This is a genomic window from Agromyces sp. NPDC029043 (assembly GCF_055564615.1).
The window spans coordinates 216594-233907 of sequence record NZ_JBVHVX010000002.1 but is presented as its reverse complement, the minus strand read 5'-3'; the positions used below and the strand labels follow the sequence as shown (position 1 = coordinate 233907).

Annotated in this window: 21 protein-coding genes; 9 read left to right on the top strand and 12 right to left on the bottom strand. The window is 71.9% G+C overall.

What is annotated here, in order from left to right; all coding sequences use genetic code 11:
- Nucleotides 1–744: a glucose 1-dehydrogenase gene (locus tag ACZ4TW_RS04805; protein WP_465540699.1), complete on the bottom strand. Its 744-nt coding sequence runs from the start codon at nt 742–744 to the stop codon at nt 1–3.
- 319 nt (nt 745–1063) lie between these two features.
- Between ACZ4TW_RS04805 and ACZ4TW_RS04800 the strand changes: the two genes are divergently transcribed.
- On the top strand, nt 1064–1408 hold the full coding sequence (locus ACZ4TW_RS04800) for a hypothetical protein (protein WP_465540697.1): 345 nt from the start codon (nt 1064–1066) through the stop codon (nt 1406–1408).
- Between the two features lie 21 nt (nt 1409–1429).
- Here the strand turns inward: ACZ4TW_RS04800 and ACZ4TW_RS04795 are convergent, their stop codons facing one another.
- From ACZ4TW_RS04795 to ACZ4TW_RS04765, 7 genes are all read right to left on the bottom strand, one after another.
- Complete coding sequence (locus ACZ4TW_RS04795; protein WP_465540694.1) at nt 1430–2344, bottom strand: NAD-dependent epimerase/dehydratase family protein; 915 nt, start codon at nt 2342–2344, stop codon at nt 1430–1432.
- Nucleotides 2345–2430: 86 nt separating this feature from the next.
- Nucleotides 2431–3219, bottom strand: a complete 789-nt coding sequence (locus ACZ4TW_RS04790; RefSeq protein ID WP_465540692.1) for a transglutaminase-like domain-containing protein — start codon at nt 3217–3219, stop codon at nt 2431–2433.
- Between the two features lie 239 nt (nt 3220–3458).
- Nucleotides 3459–4634 (bottom strand): NAD(P)/FAD-dependent oxidoreductase, encoded by a 1176-nt coding sequence (locus tag ACZ4TW_RS04785; protein WP_465540691.1) that lies wholly within the window; start codon nt 4632–4634, stop codon nt 3459–3461.
- Nucleotides 4635–4662: 28 nt separating this feature from the next.
- On the bottom strand, nt 4663–5736 hold the full coding sequence (locus tag ACZ4TW_RS04780) for a Gfo/Idh/MocA family protein (RefSeq protein WP_465540690.1): 1074 nt from the start codon (nt 5734–5736) through the stop codon (nt 4663–4665).
- Nucleotides 5736–6506: an amino acid ABC transporter ATP-binding protein gene (locus tag ACZ4TW_RS04775; protein WP_465540688.1), complete on the bottom strand. Its 771-nt coding sequence runs from the start codon at nt 6504–6506 to the stop codon at nt 5736–5738. The genes ACZ4TW_RS04780 and ACZ4TW_RS04775 overlap by 1 nt, the downstream gene beginning before the upstream one ends.
- The gene (locus ACZ4TW_RS04770; protein WP_465540686.1) at nt 6503–7297 is read right to left on the bottom strand and encodes an amino acid ABC transporter permease; all 795 of its coding nucleotides are present in this window, start codon (nt 7295–7297) and stop codon (nt 6503–6505) included. The genes ACZ4TW_RS04775 and ACZ4TW_RS04770 overlap by 4 nt, the downstream gene beginning before the upstream one ends.
- Before the next feature lie 102 nt (nt 7298–7399).
- Nucleotides 7400–8251: an ABC transporter substrate-binding protein gene (locus ACZ4TW_RS04765; RefSeq protein ID WP_465540684.1), complete on the bottom strand. Its 852-nt coding sequence runs from the start codon at nt 8249–8251 to the stop codon at nt 7400–7402.
- A gap of 223 nt (nt 8252–8474) precedes the next feature.
- Here ACZ4TW_RS04765 and ACZ4TW_RS04760 point away from each other — a divergent pair, with 223 nt between their 5' ends.
- On the top strand, nt 8475–9536 hold the full coding sequence (locus ACZ4TW_RS04760; protein ID WP_465540683.1) for a LacI family DNA-binding transcriptional regulator: 1062 nt from the start codon (nt 8475–8477) through the stop codon (nt 9534–9536).
- A 269-nt stretch (nt 9537–9805) separates the two neighbouring features.
- Nucleotides 9806–10282, top strand: a complete 477-nt coding sequence (locus tag ACZ4TW_RS04755) for a hypothetical protein (protein WP_465540681.1) — start codon at nt 9806–9808, stop codon at nt 10280–10282.
- A 37-nt stretch (nt 10283–10319) separates the two neighbouring features.
- Here ACZ4TW_RS04755 and ACZ4TW_RS04750 read toward each other — a convergent pair whose 3' ends face one another.
- Complete coding sequence (locus ACZ4TW_RS04750; protein WP_465540679.1) at nt 10320–10898, bottom strand: hypothetical protein; 579 nt, start codon at nt 10896–10898, stop codon at nt 10320–10322.
- A 184-nt stretch (nt 10899–11082) separates the two neighbouring features.
- On the opposite strand from ACZ4TW_RS04750, the gene ACZ4TW_RS04745 reads away from it, so the two are divergent.
- On the top strand, nt 11083–11256 hold the full coding sequence (locus ACZ4TW_RS04745) for a hypothetical protein (RefSeq protein ID WP_465540678.1): 174 nt from the start codon (nt 11083–11085) through the stop codon (nt 11254–11256).
- Between the two features lie 25 nt (nt 11257–11281).
- On the opposite strand, the gene ACZ4TW_RS04740 is transcribed toward ACZ4TW_RS04745, so the two are convergent.
- Complete coding sequence (locus ACZ4TW_RS04740) at nt 11282–11770, bottom strand: nucleoside deaminase (RefSeq protein WP_465540676.1); 489 nt, start codon at nt 11768–11770, stop codon at nt 11282–11284.
- A 114-nt stretch (nt 11771–11884) separates the two neighbouring features.
- Here ACZ4TW_RS04740 and ACZ4TW_RS04735 point away from each other — a divergent pair, with 114 nt between their 5' ends.
- A complete protein-coding gene (locus ACZ4TW_RS04735; RefSeq protein WP_465540675.1) occupies nt 11885–12463 on the top strand; it encodes a hypothetical protein in 579 nt (192 codons plus the stop codon).
- Nucleotides 12464–12768: 305 nt separating this feature from the next.
- A complete protein-coding gene (locus tag ACZ4TW_RS04730; RefSeq protein WP_465540674.1) occupies nt 12769–13293 on the top strand; it encodes a PKD domain-containing protein in 525 nt (174 codons plus the stop codon).
- Nucleotides 13294–13491: 198 nt separating this feature from the next.
- Here the strand turns inward: ACZ4TW_RS04730 and ACZ4TW_RS04725 are convergent, their stop codons facing one another.
- Entirely contained in the window at nt 13492–14445 is a 954-nt protein-coding gene (locus ACZ4TW_RS04725) for a 5'-3' exonuclease (RefSeq protein WP_465540673.1), read from the bottom strand.
- Between the two features lie 225 nt (nt 14446–14670).
- Here ACZ4TW_RS04725 and msrB point away from each other — a divergent pair, with 225 nt between their 5' ends.
- Together msrB and msrA are read left to right on the top strand one after the other, a co-directional pair.
- Nucleotides 14671–15174, top strand: coding sequence for a peptide-methionine (R)-S-oxide reductase MsrB (gene msrB, locus ACZ4TW_RS04720; protein WP_465540670.1), 504 nt, complete (start codon nt 14671–14673; stop codon nt 15172–15174).
- Nucleotides 15171–15716, top strand: coding sequence for a peptide-methionine (S)-S-oxide reductase MsrA (msrA, locus tag ACZ4TW_RS04715; protein ID WP_465540668.1), 546 nt, complete (start codon nt 15171–15173; stop codon nt 15714–15716). The genes msrB and msrA overlap by 4 nt, the downstream gene beginning before the upstream one ends.
- A 33-nt stretch (nt 15717–15749) precedes the next feature.
- Here the strand turns inward: msrA and ACZ4TW_RS04710 are convergent, their stop codons facing one another.
- On the bottom strand, nt 15750–16229 hold the full coding sequence (locus ACZ4TW_RS04710; RefSeq protein ID WP_465540667.1) for an FAD-dependent monooxygenase: 480 nt from the start codon (nt 16227–16229) through the stop codon (nt 15750–15752).
- Between the two features lie 23 nt (nt 16230–16252).
- On the opposite strand from ACZ4TW_RS04710, the gene ACZ4TW_RS04705 reads away from it, so the two are divergent.
- Nucleotides 16253–17302, top strand: a complete 1050-nt coding sequence (locus ACZ4TW_RS04705) for an FUSC family protein (protein WP_465540666.1) — start codon at nt 16253–16255, stop codon at nt 17300–17302.
- Nucleotides 17303–17314: the final 12 nt, after the last annotated feature.

The window sequence follows — 17314 nt, the reverse complement described above, 5'->3', positions numbered from 1 at the left end:
TCAGCTCTCGTAGTGCGCGAGGCCCGCGGTCTCACCGCCGTCGGCGACGAACTCGGCCCCGGTCGAGAAGCTCGACTCGTCGCTCGCGAGGAACAGGACGAGGTTCGACAGCTCGATCGGCTCGCCGACCCGGTGCAGCGCGACGTGGTTCTGCGGGGTCTCGAGCTCCTCCGTCATGGGGGTGCGGATGACGCCCGGGTGCACCGAGTTCACGCGGATGTTGTACCGGCCGAGGTCGAGCGCCGCGTTCTTGGTGAGCCCGCGCACGCCGAACTTGGCGGCGTTGTAGCCGGGCAGCGCCTCGTAGCCCTGCAGTCCGGCGGTCGACGAGACGTTGATGATGGAGCCCGCACCCGACTCCTTCAGGGCGGGGATCGCGGCCTTGATGCCGTAGAAGACGCCGGTGAGGTTGATGTCGAGGATCTTCTGCCAGGCCTCGATCGTGTACTCCTCGATCGGGCCGAAGTTCGCGATGCCGGCGTTGTTCACCACGATGTCGAGCCGGCCGAACGCCTCGGTGGCCGCGGCGACGGCGGCCTCCCACTGGGCGTAGTCGGTGACGTCGAGGTGCACGTACCGCGCGTTCTCCTCGCCGAGTTCGGCCGCGAGCGCGGCCCCCTCGTCGTCGAGCAGGTCGCCGATGACGACCTGCGCACCTTCGTCGACGAGCAGTCGGGCGTGCGACGCCCCCATGCCCCGGGCTCCGCCGCTGATGAGTGCGACCTTTCCGCTGACGCGTGCCATTCGATGACTCTCCTTCTCGTTCGGGAGGTCGGCATCGGGCTCGGACTGTGGAGCGGGTCGGTGTCGACCTCATCGTCGAAACAATTCTACATGTGTCGAATAGCGGATGGCTGGACGACGGCTGTGCGTCGCGAACGACGCCGAACGAAGGAACCGGCTCCGTTCGTGACGGCTCCGTGACCGTCGTGACCAGATCGCAATCGTCGTGACCAGATCGCAATCGTTCCGGCCGTCAATCGGAGGTCGTGCGCTATCCCGGCGCGGGACGATTGATGGAGGGCCCGCGACCGCGGGCGTGATGAAGGGGGGTCGGTGCCGCATGTCCGCCGTCGCGCGCGGTCCCGCCGCCCCCGAGCCGCAGGTCGATCCGCCGGTCGTCCAGGGCGCCCTGCGCCTCCTCGGCATCCTCGCGCTGGTGCTGGGTGCGGTCGCCGCCGTGGTCGCGTTCGTGACCCCGGTCCGCCCGCCCGTCGCGACGGGCGTGCTGGCCTCGCTCGCCGTGATCGCCGTGGCGCTGGGCGGACTCGTCCAGGCGGCGGCCCGTCGCACCGGGCACCGCCCGAGCGGGCCCGCGACCGCCGGGCTCATGCTCGGCGTCGCCGCGCTCGGCATCCTCGCGGTCTCGTTCGTCCCGGCCGCCGTCGGCCTGGAGATGACGAGCTGACCCGATGATGGGTCAGCCGGGTCAGGCGCCCGCGCCTCCCGCAGACCGGTCGCGCCATTCGTGCTCGGGCTCGAACCCGAGCTCGGCACGCGCCCGCTCGATCGAGAACAGCGACTCGTGCTCGCCGAACTCGCGACGCAGCTCGACGCCCGGGAAGAACTCGTCGACGAGGCGGCTCGTGGAACGCGCCATCACCGTGTCGGCGTTGGCGATAACGTACGCGCGGGCGCCCGAGACCTCCGCCTTGAGTCCCCGTCGCACCGATTGCGCGGCATCCCGCACGTCGATGTAGCCGAACGCGTTGAAGAGCCGCGAGGCCGGGTCGGCCTCGAACCCCGCGAACTCGCCGTACCGCTCGGGATCGATCACGTTCGAGAAGCGCAGCGCGACGAACGGCATGCCCGACCAGGCCGACACGTGCTCGGCCATCGACTCGCCCAGCACCTTCGAGAGCGAGTACGTCGTCGTGGGACGCGGGTAGTGCTCCTCGTCGAGCGGCAGGTACCAGGGCTGGTTGTCGGGGCCGAATTCGAGGCCGAGCGTCGTCTCGCTCGACGCCCAGACCACGCGCTCGACGCCCGCCTGGGCGGCGGCGAGGAACACGTTCGAGTTCATCGCGTTGTTGACGTTGAGCGTGCGCGCCGCAGTGAACATGCCCGGGGCCGGGATGGCCGCGAGATGCACCACGGCGTCGACGCCGCTCACGACCTCGATCGTGTCGCCGAAGTCGGTCAGGTCGGCCTGCGTGTAGACGAGGTCGGGCCGTGACCCGCGTGGCGGCAGCAACGGCGACGGTGGCACGAGGTCGGTGGCGAGCACCTCGTAGCCGTGCTCGAGCAGGTCGGCGACGACCGCCCGCCCGGTGAGCCCCGACGCGCCCGTGACGCAGATCCGCTTCGACATGTGCTCCTCCTCCGCGGCGGCCCGCTTCGGCACGCTGCCTGACGGATGCTACTCCCCGCCTCTCAGCGGAGCTCGACCAGCCGGGTGACGTCGTCGCCCGGCAGGTCGATCCCCGCCTCTCAGCGGAGCTCGACCAGCCGGGTGACGTCGTCGCCCGGCAGGTCGTCGACGACGGCCGTCACCTCGACCGACTCCAGCGTCACGGCGCCGCCGTACGAGGAGAGGAACGCGGTGTCGGCCGCGTCGCGGCCGGTGGAGATGCGCAGCAGCGTCGACCGCGGGGCGAGCGCCGTGGCGTCCACGACGTGCCACGCGCCGTCGACGTACGCCTCGGCGACCGCGTGGAAGTCCATGGGGTCGAGCCCGGGCGCGTAGACGGCGGCGAGCCGCGCCGGCACGTCGAGGCCGCGCAGCAGGGCGATCACGAGGTGGGCGTAGTCGCGGCACACGCCCTGCCGCGCGAGCAGCGTCTGCACCGCGCCATCCGTCGGGCCGCTCGACCCCGGCACGTAGGCGAGCCGCGTGCCGACCCACGACGACACCGCGTCGAGCAGCGCGACGCCCTCGAGCCCCGCGAACTCGGCCGCGGCGGTCGCCGCGAGCGTGTCGGACTCGCAGTAGCGGCTCGGTCGGAGGTACGTCAGCAGGTCGGCGTCCTGCACCGGTGCGGCCGGCGCGCGGCCGTCGACCTCGGCCGAGTACGACAGCGCCAGCGGCCCGGCGGGCGCGTCGACGACGTGGATGCGGCTGCCCGCGGCATCCGTCAGCTCGGCCGGTTGGACGGGCCGACCTGCCGAGGTCACGGTCAGTGCCTCGGCGGATGTCGCGCCGGCGACCGCCACGATGAACGCGAGGCGAGCCGGCTCGTCGATGCCGAGCGCGATCTCGGCGGACACGGTGCGACGCATGGGAGTACCCCCGGTTCGTCATCGTCGATCAGGACTGGACGTGCCGAGCGGCACCCGCCCATTCTGCGGGCCGGGTGCCGCCGGCGTCCACCCCCTGGCCACCCCGAGCCGCGCCCGCCATCGCGAGCCACCCCTCGGTTCACAGGAGATTCCGCGATCCGCATGACCGAGAACGCGAATCGGCCCTGCGAAACGGCGGGACTCCTGCGATCGCGATCGCGATCGCGGGCGGCGGCGCGCTACTTCCGTCCGACCGGCGCCCACGCCCCGGTCTCGACGGCGTCGGGCACCGCGTCGGCCTCGAACCGGTCGAGGCGGAACGACGCCAGGACGGGCGACGGCGTGCCCGTGAGGATCTCCTCGGCGAGCAGTTCGCCGAGCACGAGCCCGAGCGTCGCCCCCGAGTGCGTGAACAGCGTGTACAGGCCGTCGATCGCGGGCACCGCCCCCACGACGGGCTCGCCGTCGCCCGGGATCGGCTTGAGTCCCGCCCCGACGCGCTGCGCGGTCAGCCGCGGGTTGCCGGCGAGCACCTTCGACGCCTCGTCGAGCAGGCCCTGCACCGACTCCTCGGGCACGGTGATGGACCCGTCGTCTCCGACCAGCACCGACTGCTCCGCCCAGTCCGCATCGAGCACGAGCCGGCCGTCGGGCGTGGGCCGCACCGCGACGCGCGGCGTGTTCAGCACGGTTCTGACCTCGACGTCCACGGGATCGGTGAACAGCACGAACGCGGCGGGCGTGGCATCCGGAACCGTGACGCCCATCGCGGCGAGGTGGGCCGGCACGGCCGCGCCCGTCGCGAGCACGACCCGGTCGGCGGGCAGGCGCGTGCCGTCGCCCAGCACGACCCCGACCGCGGCGCCGTCCTGCACGTCGACCCGTGCGTCGCCCGCCTGCTCGATCACGCGGGCGCCGTCGGCCACGGCCTCGTCGACCAGTGCGCCGATGAGGTCGGGCAGGCTCACCCAGCCCTCGCCGGGGTTGAAGATCGCGCCCTCCTCGGCGACTGCGTCGGCGTCCACGTCGGGCGCGACGGCGGGCACGTCGGCCCGATCGACCCACACGGCGTCGTAGCCGCCGGCGCGCTCGAACGCGAACGTCTCGGCGAAGCTCGCCCCCGGGGCGGCCCACTTCAGCGCGCCGTCGAAGCGCAGGTAGTCGCGGCTCTCGGGGTGCCGGGTGCTCCACGTGCGGTACCGGTCGAGCGCGAGCAGGCGCAGGTAGTGGTAGTCGGCCGAGCGGTCGCCCGACGAGTTCAGCCAGGCGATCGAGCGACCGGATGCGCCGTCGGCGAGTGGGCCGGCGGTGACGAGCGTCACCTGCGCGCCGCCGCGGGCGAGGTGCGCGGCGGTCGACGCGCCGAGGATGCCGCCGCCGATGACGACGACGTGCTGCGATTCAGTTCCGGACATGGTTCGGCTTTCCTTCTGGTGTGGTGATTCAGGCGGTGACGGATGTCGCGGCGTGCGCGCGCTCGATGAGCTCGAGCACCGCGACCGCATCGGCCGGGTCGACGGGCACGGGCGCGCCGTCGCGGATCGCGGCGGCGAGCTCGCGGTAGAACCCGCCGTAGTCGCCGGGTTCGGTCGGCACGGGCCGTGCGGCGCCATCGACGCCCAGCACGCCCCAGCGCGACTCGGCGGTCTCGCCGAAGCCGGGGTCGCCGGGCAGTGCGCCGGCGATGAGCGACGGCTCCTGCGGGTCGAGCCCCCAGCTCGTGTACCCGGCACGCGAGCCGAGCACGTGGAATCGCGGGCCGGGCACGGGCGCGACGGCGTTCATCCAGAGGTGCGAGCGCACGCCCGACTCGTGCCGGATCGCGAGGAACGCGTCATCGTCGGCGGCCGCGCCCGGGCGGCGCTGCTCGATCTCGACGGCCGTCAGCTCGGCGACCGGCCCGAACAGCCGGACCGCCTGGTCGATGAGGTGCGTGCCGAGGTCGTAGAGGATGCCCCCGCCCTCGGCGACGGTCGCCTCGGTCTTCCACGAGGCCCCGGGCTCGGGCTTCCACCATTCGAACCGCGACTCGAAGCGCCGGACCTCGCCGAGCTCGCCCGACTCCACGAGCCGCCGCACGGTGCGGAAGTCGCCGTCCCACCGGCGGTTCTGGAACACCGTGAGCGTGCGGCCGAGCCGTGCCGCCTTCTCGATGAGCGCGCGCCCCTCGTCGGCGGTCACCGCGAACGGCTTGTCGACCACCACGTCGAGCCCGGCGTCGAGCGCGGCGTCGGCGAGCGTCGCGTGCGTGCCGCTCGGCGAGCCGATGACGACCAGGTCGAGCCGGTCGGCGGCCGCCCACAGCTCGTCGACGGTCGCGACGGTCGAGGCCCACGGATGGCGCGCCTCGGCGGCCGCACGACGGCCCGGGTCGCGCGTCACGATGAGGTCGAGCGCGTAGTCCGGGTCGGCGTCGAGGAACGGGGCGTGGAACACGCGGCCGCTCGTGCCGAAGCCGACGACGGCGGTGCGGATCGGGTCGCGCGTGCCGTCCGCGCGGGTCGTGCCATCCGTCATCAGAGCACCTCGCTGAGGAAGCGGCGCAGGCGGGGGCTCTTCGGTTCGTCGAACAGCTCGTCGGGGTGGCCGTGTTCGACGACGCGGCCTTCGTCCATGAACACGACCTGGTCGGCGACCTTGCGGGCGAAGCCCATCTCGTGCGTGACGACGAGCATGGTCATGCCGCGCTGCGCGAGGCCGGCCATGAGGTTGAGCACGCCCTTGACCAGTTCGGGGTCGAGCGCGCTGGTGGCCTCGTCGAAGAGCATGACCTCGGGCTCCATGGCGAGGGCGCGGGCGATCGCGACCCGCTGCTGCTGCCCGCCGCTCAGGTCGCGGGGACGGTGGTCGGCGCGTTCGGCCAGGCCGACCTCGGCGAGGCGTTCGCGGGCGATGCGCAGCGACTCGGCCCGGGAGAGGCCCTTCACGTTGCGCAGTGCGAGCGCGATGTTCTGCTCGGCGGTGTGGTCGGGGAAGAGGTTGAAGTGCTGGAACACCAGGCCGATGCGGCGGCGCACCAGGTCGGGCTTCTGGGTGAGGATGCTCTGCCCGGCCAGGAGCACGTCGCCGCGGCTGGGTTCGTGCAGCCGGTTCACGCCGCGCAGCAGCGTGGACTTGCCCGACCCGGAGGGCCCGATGATGCAGGTCGTGGTGCCGGGCGCCACGGTGAGGTTCACGTCGCGGAGCACCTCGATCTCGCCGTACGCCATGCTCAGGCCGCGCAATTCGAGGCTCGAGCCGGTGTAGAGGTGCCCGTCGGTCACGGGGACCGGGGAGGTGTACGTCATGAGTTCTCTCCGTAGGTGAGTGCGACGGGCGTGGCCTGCTGCTGCTCCTCGACCTCGTCGAGGCCGCTCTTGGGCGGGGTGGGCTTGCGTCGCCCGGTGCGGAAGCGCTCGTCGAAGTAGTTGACGAGGTGCGTCAACGGCACGGTGATGATCAGGTAGAACAGGCCCGCCATGACCAGCGGGGAGAGGTTGCCGGTCAGCACCGCGGCGTCCTGGCCCACCCGGAACAGTTCGCGTTCGGACACGAGCAGCCCGAGGAAGTACACGAGGCTGGAGTCCTTCACGATCGCGATGAACTGGTTCACCAGGGCGGGCAGCACCCGGCGCACGCCCTGCGGCACGACGACCAGGCGCATGGCGCTGCCGTAGCCCATGCCCAGCGCGCGGCAGGCCTCGAGCTGGCCGCGGTCCACGGACTGGATGCCGGCGCGGAAGATCTCGCCGATGTAGGCGCTCGCGATCAGGCTCAGCGCCAGGATGCCCAGCGGGTACGGGGAGGGGCCGAAGACCTGCTGGCTGATCCGGGCGAAGCCCTGCCCGATCAGCAGGATGGTCAGGATCGCGGGCAGGCCGCGGAAGATGTCGGTGTAGATGCGGGCGGGCACGCGCAGCCAGCGCGAGCGCGAGATGCCCATGATCGCCACGATCATGCCCAGCACGACGCCGATCACGGTCGCCGCGATCGAGATCACGAGCGTGTTGACGAGCCCGATGCCCAGCAGCTGCGGGAACACCTGCCACATCGCGTCGAAGTCGAGGAAGGTGGCGACGAGATTGTCGAGCCAGTCCATGGTGGATTCCGTTCGGTCGGTTGGTGGTCCGGTGCGGACCGCGGGCGGCCCGTCGGGTGACGGAGGTCGCGACGCGACCCGCACCGGAGCGTCGGCGTGCGGCTACTCGCCCTGCTCGCTCGACGGCAGGTACTGCTCGGGCATCGGGGAGCCCGGGAACCACTTCTCGTAGAGCTCCTTCCAGGTGCCGTCCTCCATCGCGGCGGCGAGCGCCTCGTTGAGGGCGGCCTGGAACTCGGTGTTGCCCTTCGCGATCGCGAAGCCGGCCGGCGCGTCGAACGACGGGATGTCGATCGCGTTCACGAGGCCGAACTGGTCGGCGTACTCCTTCGCCGCCTCGTAGTCGAGGAAGTGCGCGTCGATCGAGCCGCTGTTCACGGCCGAGATCGCGGCGTTGTTGTCGGGGAAGCGCACGAGCTCGGTCTCGGTGAAGTTCTTCACCGCGTACGCCTCCTGCAGGGTGCCCTGCACGACGCCGAGGCGCTTGCCCGCGAGGTCGTCCTCGTCGGCGATGCCCGCGTCGGGGTGGCCCATGACCGTCAGGTAGCCGGCGAGGTACCCGTCGGAGAAGTCGACCGTCTGCTTGCGCTCGTCGGTGATGCCGATCGCGGCGACGCCGACGTCGAACTGGCCGTTCGCCACGGCGGCGAGCAGGCCCGAGAAGTCCTGGCCGGTGAACACGACGTCGTCGATGCCGATCCGCTCAGCGACATCCGTGAACAGCTCGACGTCGAAGCCGGTGAACTCGCCGCTCTCGTCGGTGAACGTGTAGGGCTTGGCGTCGCCGAGGCTGGCCACGCGGATCTGGCCGGGCGTGATGAGCCCGTACGGGTTGTCGTCGGCTTCGTCGCCCGAGGTGCTTGCGGCGCCGGCGGCGCAGGCGGAGAGGACGAGGGCCGTGGCCGCGGCGACGGCCGCGACGGCCGTGCGCCGGAGGAGGGTGCGCTGGTTCACGATGGTTCCTTCGTGTCGTTGGGCTGTGCGTATTCGGTGTGGGTGATGCGGATGGTTCGGGGTGCTGCTGGTGCCGGTGCTGGTCCGCTCGCGCGTGATCAGGATCCTGCTCTTGTTGAGACCGGTCTCAGTCGAGTAGATTGAGACCGGTCTCAACGCGTTCCCGGAACACTAACCGCGATCCGAGACATCCGTCAACACTTTTTTCTGAGGAGTTCTCGCCATGCCGGTGGATCCGCTGAACGGCCGCAGGGAGGTCACCGTCACCGACGTCGCGGCCGCGGCGAAGGTGTCGAAGGCGACCGCCGCGCGGGTGCTCGGCGGCTACGGCGCGGTGAGCGAGGCCGTGCGCGATCGCGTCCAGGCGGCGGCCGACCAGCTCGGCTACCACCCGAACGCGCTGGCGAAGACGATGAACACGGGCCGCTCGAACTCGATCGGCATCGTCGTCGGCGACATCGAGAACCCGTTCTTCGCCCAGGCGACGCGCGGTGCGGCCGACGTCGCGAAAGCCGCGGGGTACGACCTGATCCTGCTGAACGCCGACGAGGACGCCGAGGCCGAGCAGAACGCGATCTCGGTGCTGCTCGCGAAGCGCGTCGACGGCATCCTCGTGGCGCCGGCCTCGACCATCGACCCGGCGAGCCTTCGCGAGGCCGTCGACCGCGGCCGCCCGCTCGTGCTGTTCGACCGCGTCGCCGACGGACTCGACGTCGACACGGTCGTCGCCGACAACGCCGAGGGGGCGCGCCGGCTCACCGGCCTGCTGCTGGATGCCGGGCACCGCCGCATCGCGTTCGTGTCGACGATCGCGCATCCCAGCGACTACCGCGTGGGCGACCGGCTCGGCTCGAGTTCGGTCGACGACCGCGTCGCGGGCTTCGTGGGCGCGCTGCAGGCCGCCGGCGTCGACGACCCGGCTCGCGACGTGCGGTTGAACGCGCGCCGCGACGGTGTCGACGCGATCGTGCGCTCGCTGGTCGGTGACGGCATCACGGCGATCGTCGCCTCCGACAGCCTCATCGCGCAGGCGGCGTTCCGCACGCTGCGCGAGCTCGGCCTGGGCATCCCCGGCGACGTGTCGCTGGTCGCGTTCGACGACGCCGACTGGACGAGCCTCTCGGCGCCCGCGATCACCGTGATGGCGCAGCCGATCCACGAGATCGGCGCCGAGGCCGCCCGCTTGCTCGTGCGCCGCATCGCGGGTGACCGCGCGCCCACCGAGCACCTCGTGCTCCCGCAGACGCTCGTCGAGCGCGAGTCGATCGCGCCGCCGCGCGCATAGCGCGCCCTCCTCGCCCTCCCCCCCCTCGCCCCTCGCCCCTCGCCCCTCGCCCCTCGCCCCTCGCCCCTCGCCCCTCGCCCCTCGCCCCTCGCGGATTACAGGAGATTCCGCGATGTGCCGAACCGTTTCCGCCGATCCGTCCTGTGCATCCCCGACTCTCCTGCACAGCCGCCCACGTGCCGGGCGTCGGGCGCGATCCCCGACAAGCGCAACGGTGCGCGAGGCGGGCGGATGGCGCGGCAGCGCGCCGCGGCTCGTACGATCGACGCATGACCGATCCGGCCGAGCGAAGCGATCCCGACGAGCCCGACCGCGGGCCTCGCGGCGCGGGCGACGGCCGCCCCGCCGAGGGCGGCGTCCCGACGCCTTGGTGGCAGGACCAGTACGACGTGGGCGGCCTCGGCATGGCGCGGCTGTTCGCGTGGGCGGGCCTGCTGATCGGTGCGGGCGCGCTCGGTATCGCGCTGTTCGCGCCGCTCGAGGGGCAGGCGCTGCGCGCGGTGTGGATCGCGGGCTTCGGCGCGGCCGGAATGTGGGTGCCCTGGATGGCGATCCCCCGCTACCGGCGCGCGGGCGTGCCCGTGTCATGGGCGGTGCCGGTCGCGATGGGCCTCGGCGCGCTCGCGATCGCGGTCGCCACGTACGCGTTCGTCGTCATCTGGGCGGCCTCCGGCGGCGTGATGCTCCCGGCGCCCGAGTACTGGCTGCCGCCGGCGGCCCCGACCGCGCCGGGCGTGCCGACCTGATTGGTGAGCGGATGTCGCGACATCCGCTCATCGCACCCTACGGCTGGGCTGGCGGACGGTTGTAGTTCGCGATCGAGTCCGCTGCGCCGTCGCGCGAGATCACGCCGAAGGACTGCCACTCGGGCTCGCCGATCGTGCCGCCGACGATGCACTCGCTGCCGCCCGACTCGACGAGGTCGGGCGTGCGATTGCCGTCGTCGACCTCGATGTAGACGAACCAGTCCTGGTCGTCGCGCTGGAGTACCGTCGCGTCGGCGAACGGCGCGTAGTCGAGCAGCGCGAAGTCGCCCGGGTAGTAGGCGTAGGTCTGCGCGCGGCACAGCGCGTACGCGTCGATCGCCTCGAGCGGGCGGTCGGCGCTGCCGGTCGCCGGGGAGTCGGACGCCGGCGGCATCGTCGTGGGCGGCGGGGTGGTGCCGACGGGGGTCGTCTCGGCGGGCGGGGCCGTCGTCGCCGGTGTGGATGGCCCGTTGGAGCCGCACCCCGCCAGGACGGCGACGCCGGCGGCCGCGGCGAGCGTCGCCGCTGCGATGCGGGCGAGCGGGCCGGGGGTGCGGCGGGAGGCGGGGTCGGGGTGGGAGCGGGCGCGACGGATGGCGCGGTGGTTCGGGTCCATACGCGGAGGCTATCGAGGTGCCCGCGGCTCGCGCGTCAGGGCGCGCCCCGAGTGCGGCGGTGGCAGCCTCGGGCGCCGCAGCAGGCGGTGGCGACGGCGCCGCGTGCGGCGTCGACGTCGCGTCAAGCCCGTCGACGCGACGCGTTGCGGCTGGCAGCGTGGGTGTCGGCGAAGGGGGTAGGACATGATCGACACCGACGGCGGCCTCGGCACCGAGGGCACGATCCCCGACGAACCCGACGGCGTCGGCGTCGGGGCGGGCGACGCGACGACATTCGAACCCGAGGAGGATCCGGAGGTCGCCGCCCGGCGGGACGGCGCGGCCGAGGCCGACACTGACGCCGACGATTCGGACTGAGCTCCGGGCCGAAGGGCTGTGGTCCTCAGCCCCAGAAGCCCGCGTGCACCTGGGTCGCTTCGGGCAGGTCGGCCGGGCCGGCGACCGTGACCCGACGCCCGCCGCGCGCGAACACCTCGCGGCACGGCAGGCGCATGGTCGGCACGTCCTCCTGCTCGGCGACGATGTAGGCTAGCCCTGACTCGGACAGCGCGAACACCACCCGCGGGATGCCGCTCCAGTAGATCGCGCCCGCGCACATCGCACACGGCTCGGTGCTGGTGTACAACGTGGATGCCGAGAGCTTCCCTGGCTCGAGCCGCGCCGCAGCCTCCCGGACCACGTTGGTCTCGGCATGCCCGGTCGGATCGCCGCTGGTCACGACCGTGTTCAGACCCTCGACCACTCGCCCGTCGGCGGTGACGACGACCGACCCGAACGGGTGGTCGCCCCGGTCGCGCGCCCGCTGCGCGAGCTCGACGCATCGCCGCAGGTGCCCGAGATCGCGCTCGGTCACGTTCGTCCCGTCGCCCACGCGCACTCCCTTCGCCGAGCGGATGTCGCTGCGCCTCCCATTCTGCGTCGCCCCCGGCGCCGGGGCTGTGGATGAAATCGGATGGCGCTCCGCCGATCCCCTACGGTGGAGCGCATGCCCCGCACCCCGCGCCGTCTCGCCGCGCTGCTCCTCGCGAGCGCGACCCTGACGTCGCTCGCCGCGTGCGCGCCACCCGAGCCCGAGGTGGAGCCCACGTCCGCGCCCTCCGCGGCGCCGACCGACGCGCCGATCTTCGCCTCGGACGAGGAGGCGCTCGCGGCGGCGGTCGCCGCATACGAGGCGTACAGAGAGACTTCGAGCGACATCACATCCAGTTCGAACACTGAGATCGAGGCGATTCGCGAGGTCGTCAAGGCTCCGTACGCTGATCAACTCGTCCGCGAGTTTCAGGCTCTCCGTGAGTCTCAAGTGACGACTGTCGGTGATTCGCGATCTTTCGGCCATCGGTTGGCGGATCGCTCGGAGAGCAACGGAATCGCCGAGGTATCCGCGTATGTGTGCAGAGATGTCAGCCAAGTTCGACTCGTGAACGCCGCAGGAGAGGATGTAACACCCTCTGACCGCAGCATCACATCGGCGGTGCTGGCCGTGTTCGAGTCGACAGCGACGGATCCCGGGACGCTCATAGTCACTGAGTTGGAGAGATGGGACGACACAGCGTTCTGCGGCTAGCAGTGCTCGCCGCCATACTTGGCCACTTTCTTGGGGGCGCCAACGCCGCTGGTGCGCTGAACCCTGACGACCCGATGGACTGGGGCTCCGGTTCGGAGCTCGACGCCTTGGTCAACAGCCACGGTGATGCTCAGACGGTCGACATGATCGCGGAACTGAACCTTGGGCAATTGCCGTCAAGCGGCATTCAGGGTGGTGGCGGGGGAAGCGAGAGCGAGGCTAGTGGCTCGAACGACGAGCCAGCGGACCGCCCCGCTGCACCAGTCAACGATTTCTGCAGCCCGGTTGACCCCACGGAATGCAGGATGTCGGCGGCGGAACCCGAACCACTGCCCGCGGGTGAGCCTGCGGTGACGCTGCGCGACATCGCGTCGTTCCGACCGGCCGCTCCCGGTAACGGCATGGAGCCGAGCGGGTGGGCGGTGGTCGGGCTCCCGGCGAACTTCGTCGCCGAGTCGTCGGTGCAGACGCTGTCGGGCACGCTGCTCGGCCGGCCGGCCGAGGTGCGATTCCACCCCGTCGCATACCGATGGACGCACTCCGACGGGGCCGTCGTGCAGACATCCACGCCGGGATCCACCTGGGAGGAGCTCGCCCAGCCCGAGTTCACCGAGACCGCGACCAGCCACGTGTTCGGAAGCTCGGGCGAGTACACGGTCGAACTCGCGGTCGTGTTCGCCGCCGAGTACCGATTCAACGGCTCGAGCTGGCGGTGGATCGACGGCACCCTGAGCATCCCCGGCACACCGCAGGAGGTGCTCGTCGGGGAGTTCGATACCGTGCTCGTCACCGGGGACTGCCGCGTCGCACCCGAGGGCCCCGGCTGCTGAGACAGAGACATCATTCGATCGCACGATCTCCGGTACTCCGGTACTCCGGTACTCCGGTACTCCGGTACTCCGGTACTTCGGTACTCCGGTACTCCGGTACTCCGGTACTTCGGTACTCCGGTACTCCGGTACTCCGGTACTCCGGTACTTCGGTACTCCGGTACCGGATCGTGAGAGGGGAAGCGTTCCGGCGCGGGGTCAGGTGCGGTCGAGCGCGGTGAGCACCCGCGGCACTGCGCCCCCGAGGTTCCATTCGCCGGCGAGCGCCTCGAGCGTCGATCGAGCATCGCCGGTCACCGGCGCCAGCCGCGCGCCGAGTTCCTCGGCCGACGGCAGGTCGAGCGTGCGGACCACGTTCACGACCGTCGGGGCGACGGCGAGGTAGTCGTGCGCGGCGGCGAGCTTCGCCCGCATCGACGCGGAGAGGGGCGGCGCGGCATCCGCTGCATCGGGATCCCCGGAGGCGACCGCGAGCATCGCTTCGAGCGAACCGTACTCGCCGAGCAGTCCGGCCGCGGTCTTCTCGCCGATGCCCGCGACGCCGGGGAGGCCGTCGGACGTGTCGCCGCGCAGCGTCGCGAAGTCGGCGTACTGCGACGGCTCGATCCCGTACTTCGCCACGACCCACTCGGCGTCGACGAGCTCGAGTCGGCTCATGCCGCGCGCCGTGTAGATCACCCGCACCGCCGCGTCGTCGTCGACGAGCTGGAACAGGTCGCGGTCACCCGTGACCACGTCGACCGGCATGCCGGCACCGGTCGCGAGCGTGCCGATGACGTCATCGGCCTCGTGCGCTTCGACGCCTACGACCGGGATGCCGAGCAGGCCCAGCGTCTCGCGGATCATCGGCACCTGGGCCTCGAGCGGGTCGGGGACCTCCTCGACATCGGGACCACCGGGCACGACCTCCTCGACGCGGTGCGCCTTGTAGCTCGGGATGAGCTCCACCCGCCAGTGCGGACGCCAGTCGTCGTCCCAGCACGCGACGAGGTGCGTCGGCTCGAAGTCGGTCACGAGGCGCGCGATCATGTCGAGCAGCCCGCGCACCGCGTTGACGGGCGTGCCATCCGCCCGCGTGATCGAATCTGGCACTCCGTAGAAGGCGCGGAAGTACAGCGACGCGGTGTCGAGCAGCATCAGGCGATCGGGCATGGGGAGATTCTCCCACCACCCGGCGACGGGCGGGGTCTCGTATCAGGCGGCGCCCGCTCGTCGACCACCGAACTCGGTCACAGCGAACCCACAGCAAGCGGGCGCATCCTGCGGAACACGCGCCGCCCCTCCGGGGTTCTTCCATGTGGACGCGTACGTAACCGGCTCAGCCGGTGTCGGCGTCCGAGGGCGGCCCAGCCGGAGCCGCCCGGAGAAGGAGCAACCGTGTCACACGACTACCGCAGGACTCCCGAGGCGGTCGACCGTCTCACCCCGCTGCAGCGCAAGGTCACGCAGGACGATGCGACCGAGCCGGCGTTCCGCAACGAGTACTGGAACAACCACGAGCCGGGGCTCTACGTCGACGTCGTGTCGGGGCAGCCGCTCTTCGCGAGCGTGCACAAGTACGACAGCCGATCGGGCTGGCCGAGCTTCACCCGCCCGATCGAGGACGCGGCGGTGACCGAGCACGTCGACCGCTCGCTGTGGATGAAGCGCGTCGAGGTCCGCTCGTCGGGCGCCGACAGCCACCTGGGCCACGTCTTCGACGACGGCCCCGCCGACCAGGGCGGCCTGCGCTACTGCATCAACTCGGCCGCGCTGCGCTTCGTGCACCTCGACGACCTCGAGGCCGCGGGCTACGGCGAGTACCGCCGCCTGTTCCAGAACGCGGATGCCGCGACATCCGCCACCACCACCGCCCCCACCGAGAGCGAGGACCGCGCATGACCACCCCCGGCACAATCACCACCCTCCCCGGCGCCGAGACCGCCGTCCTCGCGGGCGGCTGCTTCTGGGGCATCGAGGAGCTCGTCCGCAAGCTGCCGGGCGTGCTCGGCACGCGCGTCGGCTACTCCGGCGGCGACGTCCCCAACGCGACCTACCGCAACCACGGCACGCACGCCGAGGCGCTCGAGGTCGTGTTCGACCCCGCCAAGCTGAGCTACCGCGAGCTGCTGGAGTTCTTCTTCCAGATCCACGACCCCTCGACGAAGAACCGCCAGGGCAACGACATCGGCACGAGCTACCGCTCGGCCATCTACCCGACCAGCGAGGCCCAGTACGACACGGCGATCGACACGATCGCGGATGTCGACGCCTCGGGTCTCTGGCCCGGACCCGTCGTGACCGAGGTCGCTCCGGCCGGCGCGTTCTGGGAGGCCGAGCCCGAGCACCAGGACTACCTGCAGCGCATCCCGTGGGGCTACACCTGCCACTTCGTCCGACCCGGATGGCGCCTGCCGAAGCGCGACGCCGCCCAGGCGGGCTGAGTCCCCCGCTGGTCCACGTCGAGGGCGTGTCCGCTACCCGGCGGGCACGCCCGACGCGTCCCACGAGACCCGGTACGAGTAGAGGTCGTCGTTGCGGCGGTCGTCCATCGCGTTCCGCAGGAACAACGGGAGCATGGCGTCGCGGAGCGCGACACCGACGCGCGACCGGGTCACGCGCTTGTTCCGGTCGACCGCGCGGGCGTACCCCACGATGCGTTCGACGCGAGGCTGCCGCATCCGCTGGAACGCGGCGAACGCGGTCTCGTGGTCGGGAGCGTCGCGCAGCGCGCGGGCGAGCACGATCGCATCCTCGAGTGCGAGCGAGGCACCCTGGCCGGCGCTCGGGCTCGTCGCGTGCACGGCGTCGCCGATCGCGACGACCCGGCCGCGGTGCCATCGCGGCACGTGCGGCAGCGCGTGGATCGGGTGGGCGCTCACCGGGCCGACGGCGCCGGCGAGCAGCGACCTGCTCGCCCGTGCCGCCGAGGTCAATCGGCTCGAGGTCGAGCGCATGCGCGGACGCTAGCGTGAAGCCCATGCGGTTCTCCGAACGGTTCCGCGCGACCCGGCGGGCGCCTATCCTGCAGGTCCTGAAGTCGGCCGTCGCGACGATCGCCGCATGGCTCATCGCGGGCTGGCTCATCCCGGGCCCGCTCCCGGTGTTCGCGGCGATCGCCGCCCTGCTGGTCGTGCAACCGAGCGTCGACCAGTCGCTCGGCAAGGCGATCGAACGCAGCGTCGGCGTGATCGCGGGCGTCGTGATCGCCTCCGTGCTGGGGCTCGTCTTCGGCCCGAACAGCTGGGTCGTCCTGCTCGCGATCGTCGTCGCGATCCTGGCGGCGTGGGCGGCGCGGATGACGACTCCCACGTCGAACCAGGTCGCGATCAGCGCGATGCTCGTGCTCGCGCTCGGGGGCACCTCGCCCGAGTACGCGCTCGACCGCATCCTCGAGACGCTCATCGGCGCGGCCATCGGCATCGTCGTCAACGTGCTGATCGTGCCGCCGGTGCTCGTGGGCCCGGCGCGCGAGCAGCTCGCCGGCCTCGGCAGCGAGCTCGCGGCATCCGTCGACCGCCTGGCCGCCGCCCTCGGGACCCCCCAGCGCCGGGCCGACCTCGAGGCGCTCATGATCGAGGCGCGCCTGCTGCGGCCGATGCGCGATGCGGCGGATGGCGCCATCGCCGACGCCGAGGAATCGCTCACCCTGAACCCCCGCAGGTCGGCGCATCGCGCCGAGCTCGCCGAGCAGCGCAGGCTCCTCGAACGCCTCGGGCCCATCGTCACGCAGGTGATCGGCATGACCCGCGCCGTGGTGGACCACTACGACGACGGCCTGGCGAGCGAACCCACGGTGCGCGCGATCGCCGAGCAGCTGCGGCGGGTCGCCCACGACATCCGCCTCGCGGTGCACCTCGCCGACGTGGATCCCGAGCCGCTCACGTCCGTGATCCCCGCGCTGACCGCGCCACTGGTCGTGGCGGCACCGAAGTCCGAGCACTGGATCCTGGTCGGCTCGCTCATGGAGGACCTGCGCCGCATCCGCGACGAACTCCTCGCCGACGAGGCGCCTCCCGCGGCCCGCTGAGCGCGCCGCCGG

What these genes read in the sequence shown, in the direction of transcription:
- ACZ4TW_RS04805 (WP_465540699.1), bottom strand. Translation starts at nt 744, where the DNA reads ATGGCACGCGTCAGCGGAAAGGTCGCACTCATCAGCGGCGGAGCCCGG.
- ACZ4TW_RS04800 (WP_465540697.1), top strand. Translation starts at nt 1,064, where the DNA reads ATGTCCGCCGTCGCGCGCGGTCCCGCCGCCCCCGAGCCGCAGGTCGAT.
- ACZ4TW_RS04790 (WP_465540692.1), bottom strand. Translation starts at nt 3,219, where the DNA reads ATGCGTCGCACCGTGTCCGCCGAGATCGCGCTCGGCATCGACGAGCCG.
- ACZ4TW_RS04785 (WP_465540691.1), bottom strand. Translation starts at nt 4,634, where the DNA reads ATGTCCGGAACTGAATCGCAGCACGTCGTCGTCATCGGCGGCGGCATC.
- ACZ4TW_RS04780 (WP_465540690.1), bottom strand. Translation starts at nt 5,736, where the DNA reads ATGACGGATGGCACGACCCGCGCGGACGGCACGCGCGACCCGATCCGC.
- ACZ4TW_RS04775 (WP_465540688.1), bottom strand. Translation starts at nt 6,506, where the DNA reads ATGACGTACACCTCCCCGGTCCCCGTGACCGACGGGCACCTCTACACC.
- ACZ4TW_RS04770 (WP_465540686.1), bottom strand. Translation starts at nt 7,297, where the DNA reads ATGGACTGGCTCGACAATCTCGTCGCCACCTTCCTCGACTTCGACGCG.
- ACZ4TW_RS04760 (WP_465540683.1), top strand. Translation starts at nt 8,475, where the DNA reads ATGCCGGTGGATCCGCTGAACGGCCGCAGGGAGGTCACCGTCACCGAC.
- ACZ4TW_RS04755 (WP_465540681.1), top strand. Translation starts at nt 9,806, where the DNA reads ATGACCGATCCGGCCGAGCGAAGCGATCCCGACGAGCCCGACCGCGGG.
- ACZ4TW_RS04750 (WP_465540679.1), bottom strand. Translation starts at nt 10,898, where the DNA reads ATGGACCCGAACCACCGCGCCATCCGTCGCGCCCGCTCCCACCCCGAC.
- ACZ4TW_RS04745 (WP_465540678.1), top strand. Translation starts at nt 11,083, where the DNA reads ATGATCGACACCGACGGCGGCCTCGGCACCGAGGGCACGATCCCCGAC.
- ACZ4TW_RS04735 (WP_465540675.1), top strand. Translation starts at nt 11,885, where the DNA reads ATGCCCCGCACCCCGCGCCGTCTCGCCGCGCTGCTCCTCGCGAGCGCG.
- ACZ4TW_RS04730 (WP_465540674.1), top strand. Translation starts at nt 12,769, where the DNA reads ATGTCGGCGGCGGAACCCGAACCACTGCCCGCGGGTGAGCCTGCGGTG.
- ACZ4TW_RS04725 (WP_465540673.1), bottom strand. Translation starts at nt 14,445, where the DNA reads ATGCCCGATCGCCTGATGCTGCTCGACACCGCGTCGCTGTACTTCCGC.
- msrA (WP_465540668.1), top strand. Translation starts at nt 15,171, where the DNA reads ATGACCACCCCCGGCACAATCACCACCCTCCCCGGCGCCGAGACCGCC.
- ACZ4TW_RS04710 (WP_465540667.1), bottom strand. Translation starts at nt 16,229, where the DNA reads ATGCGCTCGACCTCGAGCCGATTGACCTCGGCGGCACGGGCGAGCAGG.
- ACZ4TW_RS04705 (WP_465540666.1), top strand. Translation starts at nt 16,253, where the DNA reads ATGCGGTTCTCCGAACGGTTCCGCGCGACCCGGCGGGCGCCTATCCTG.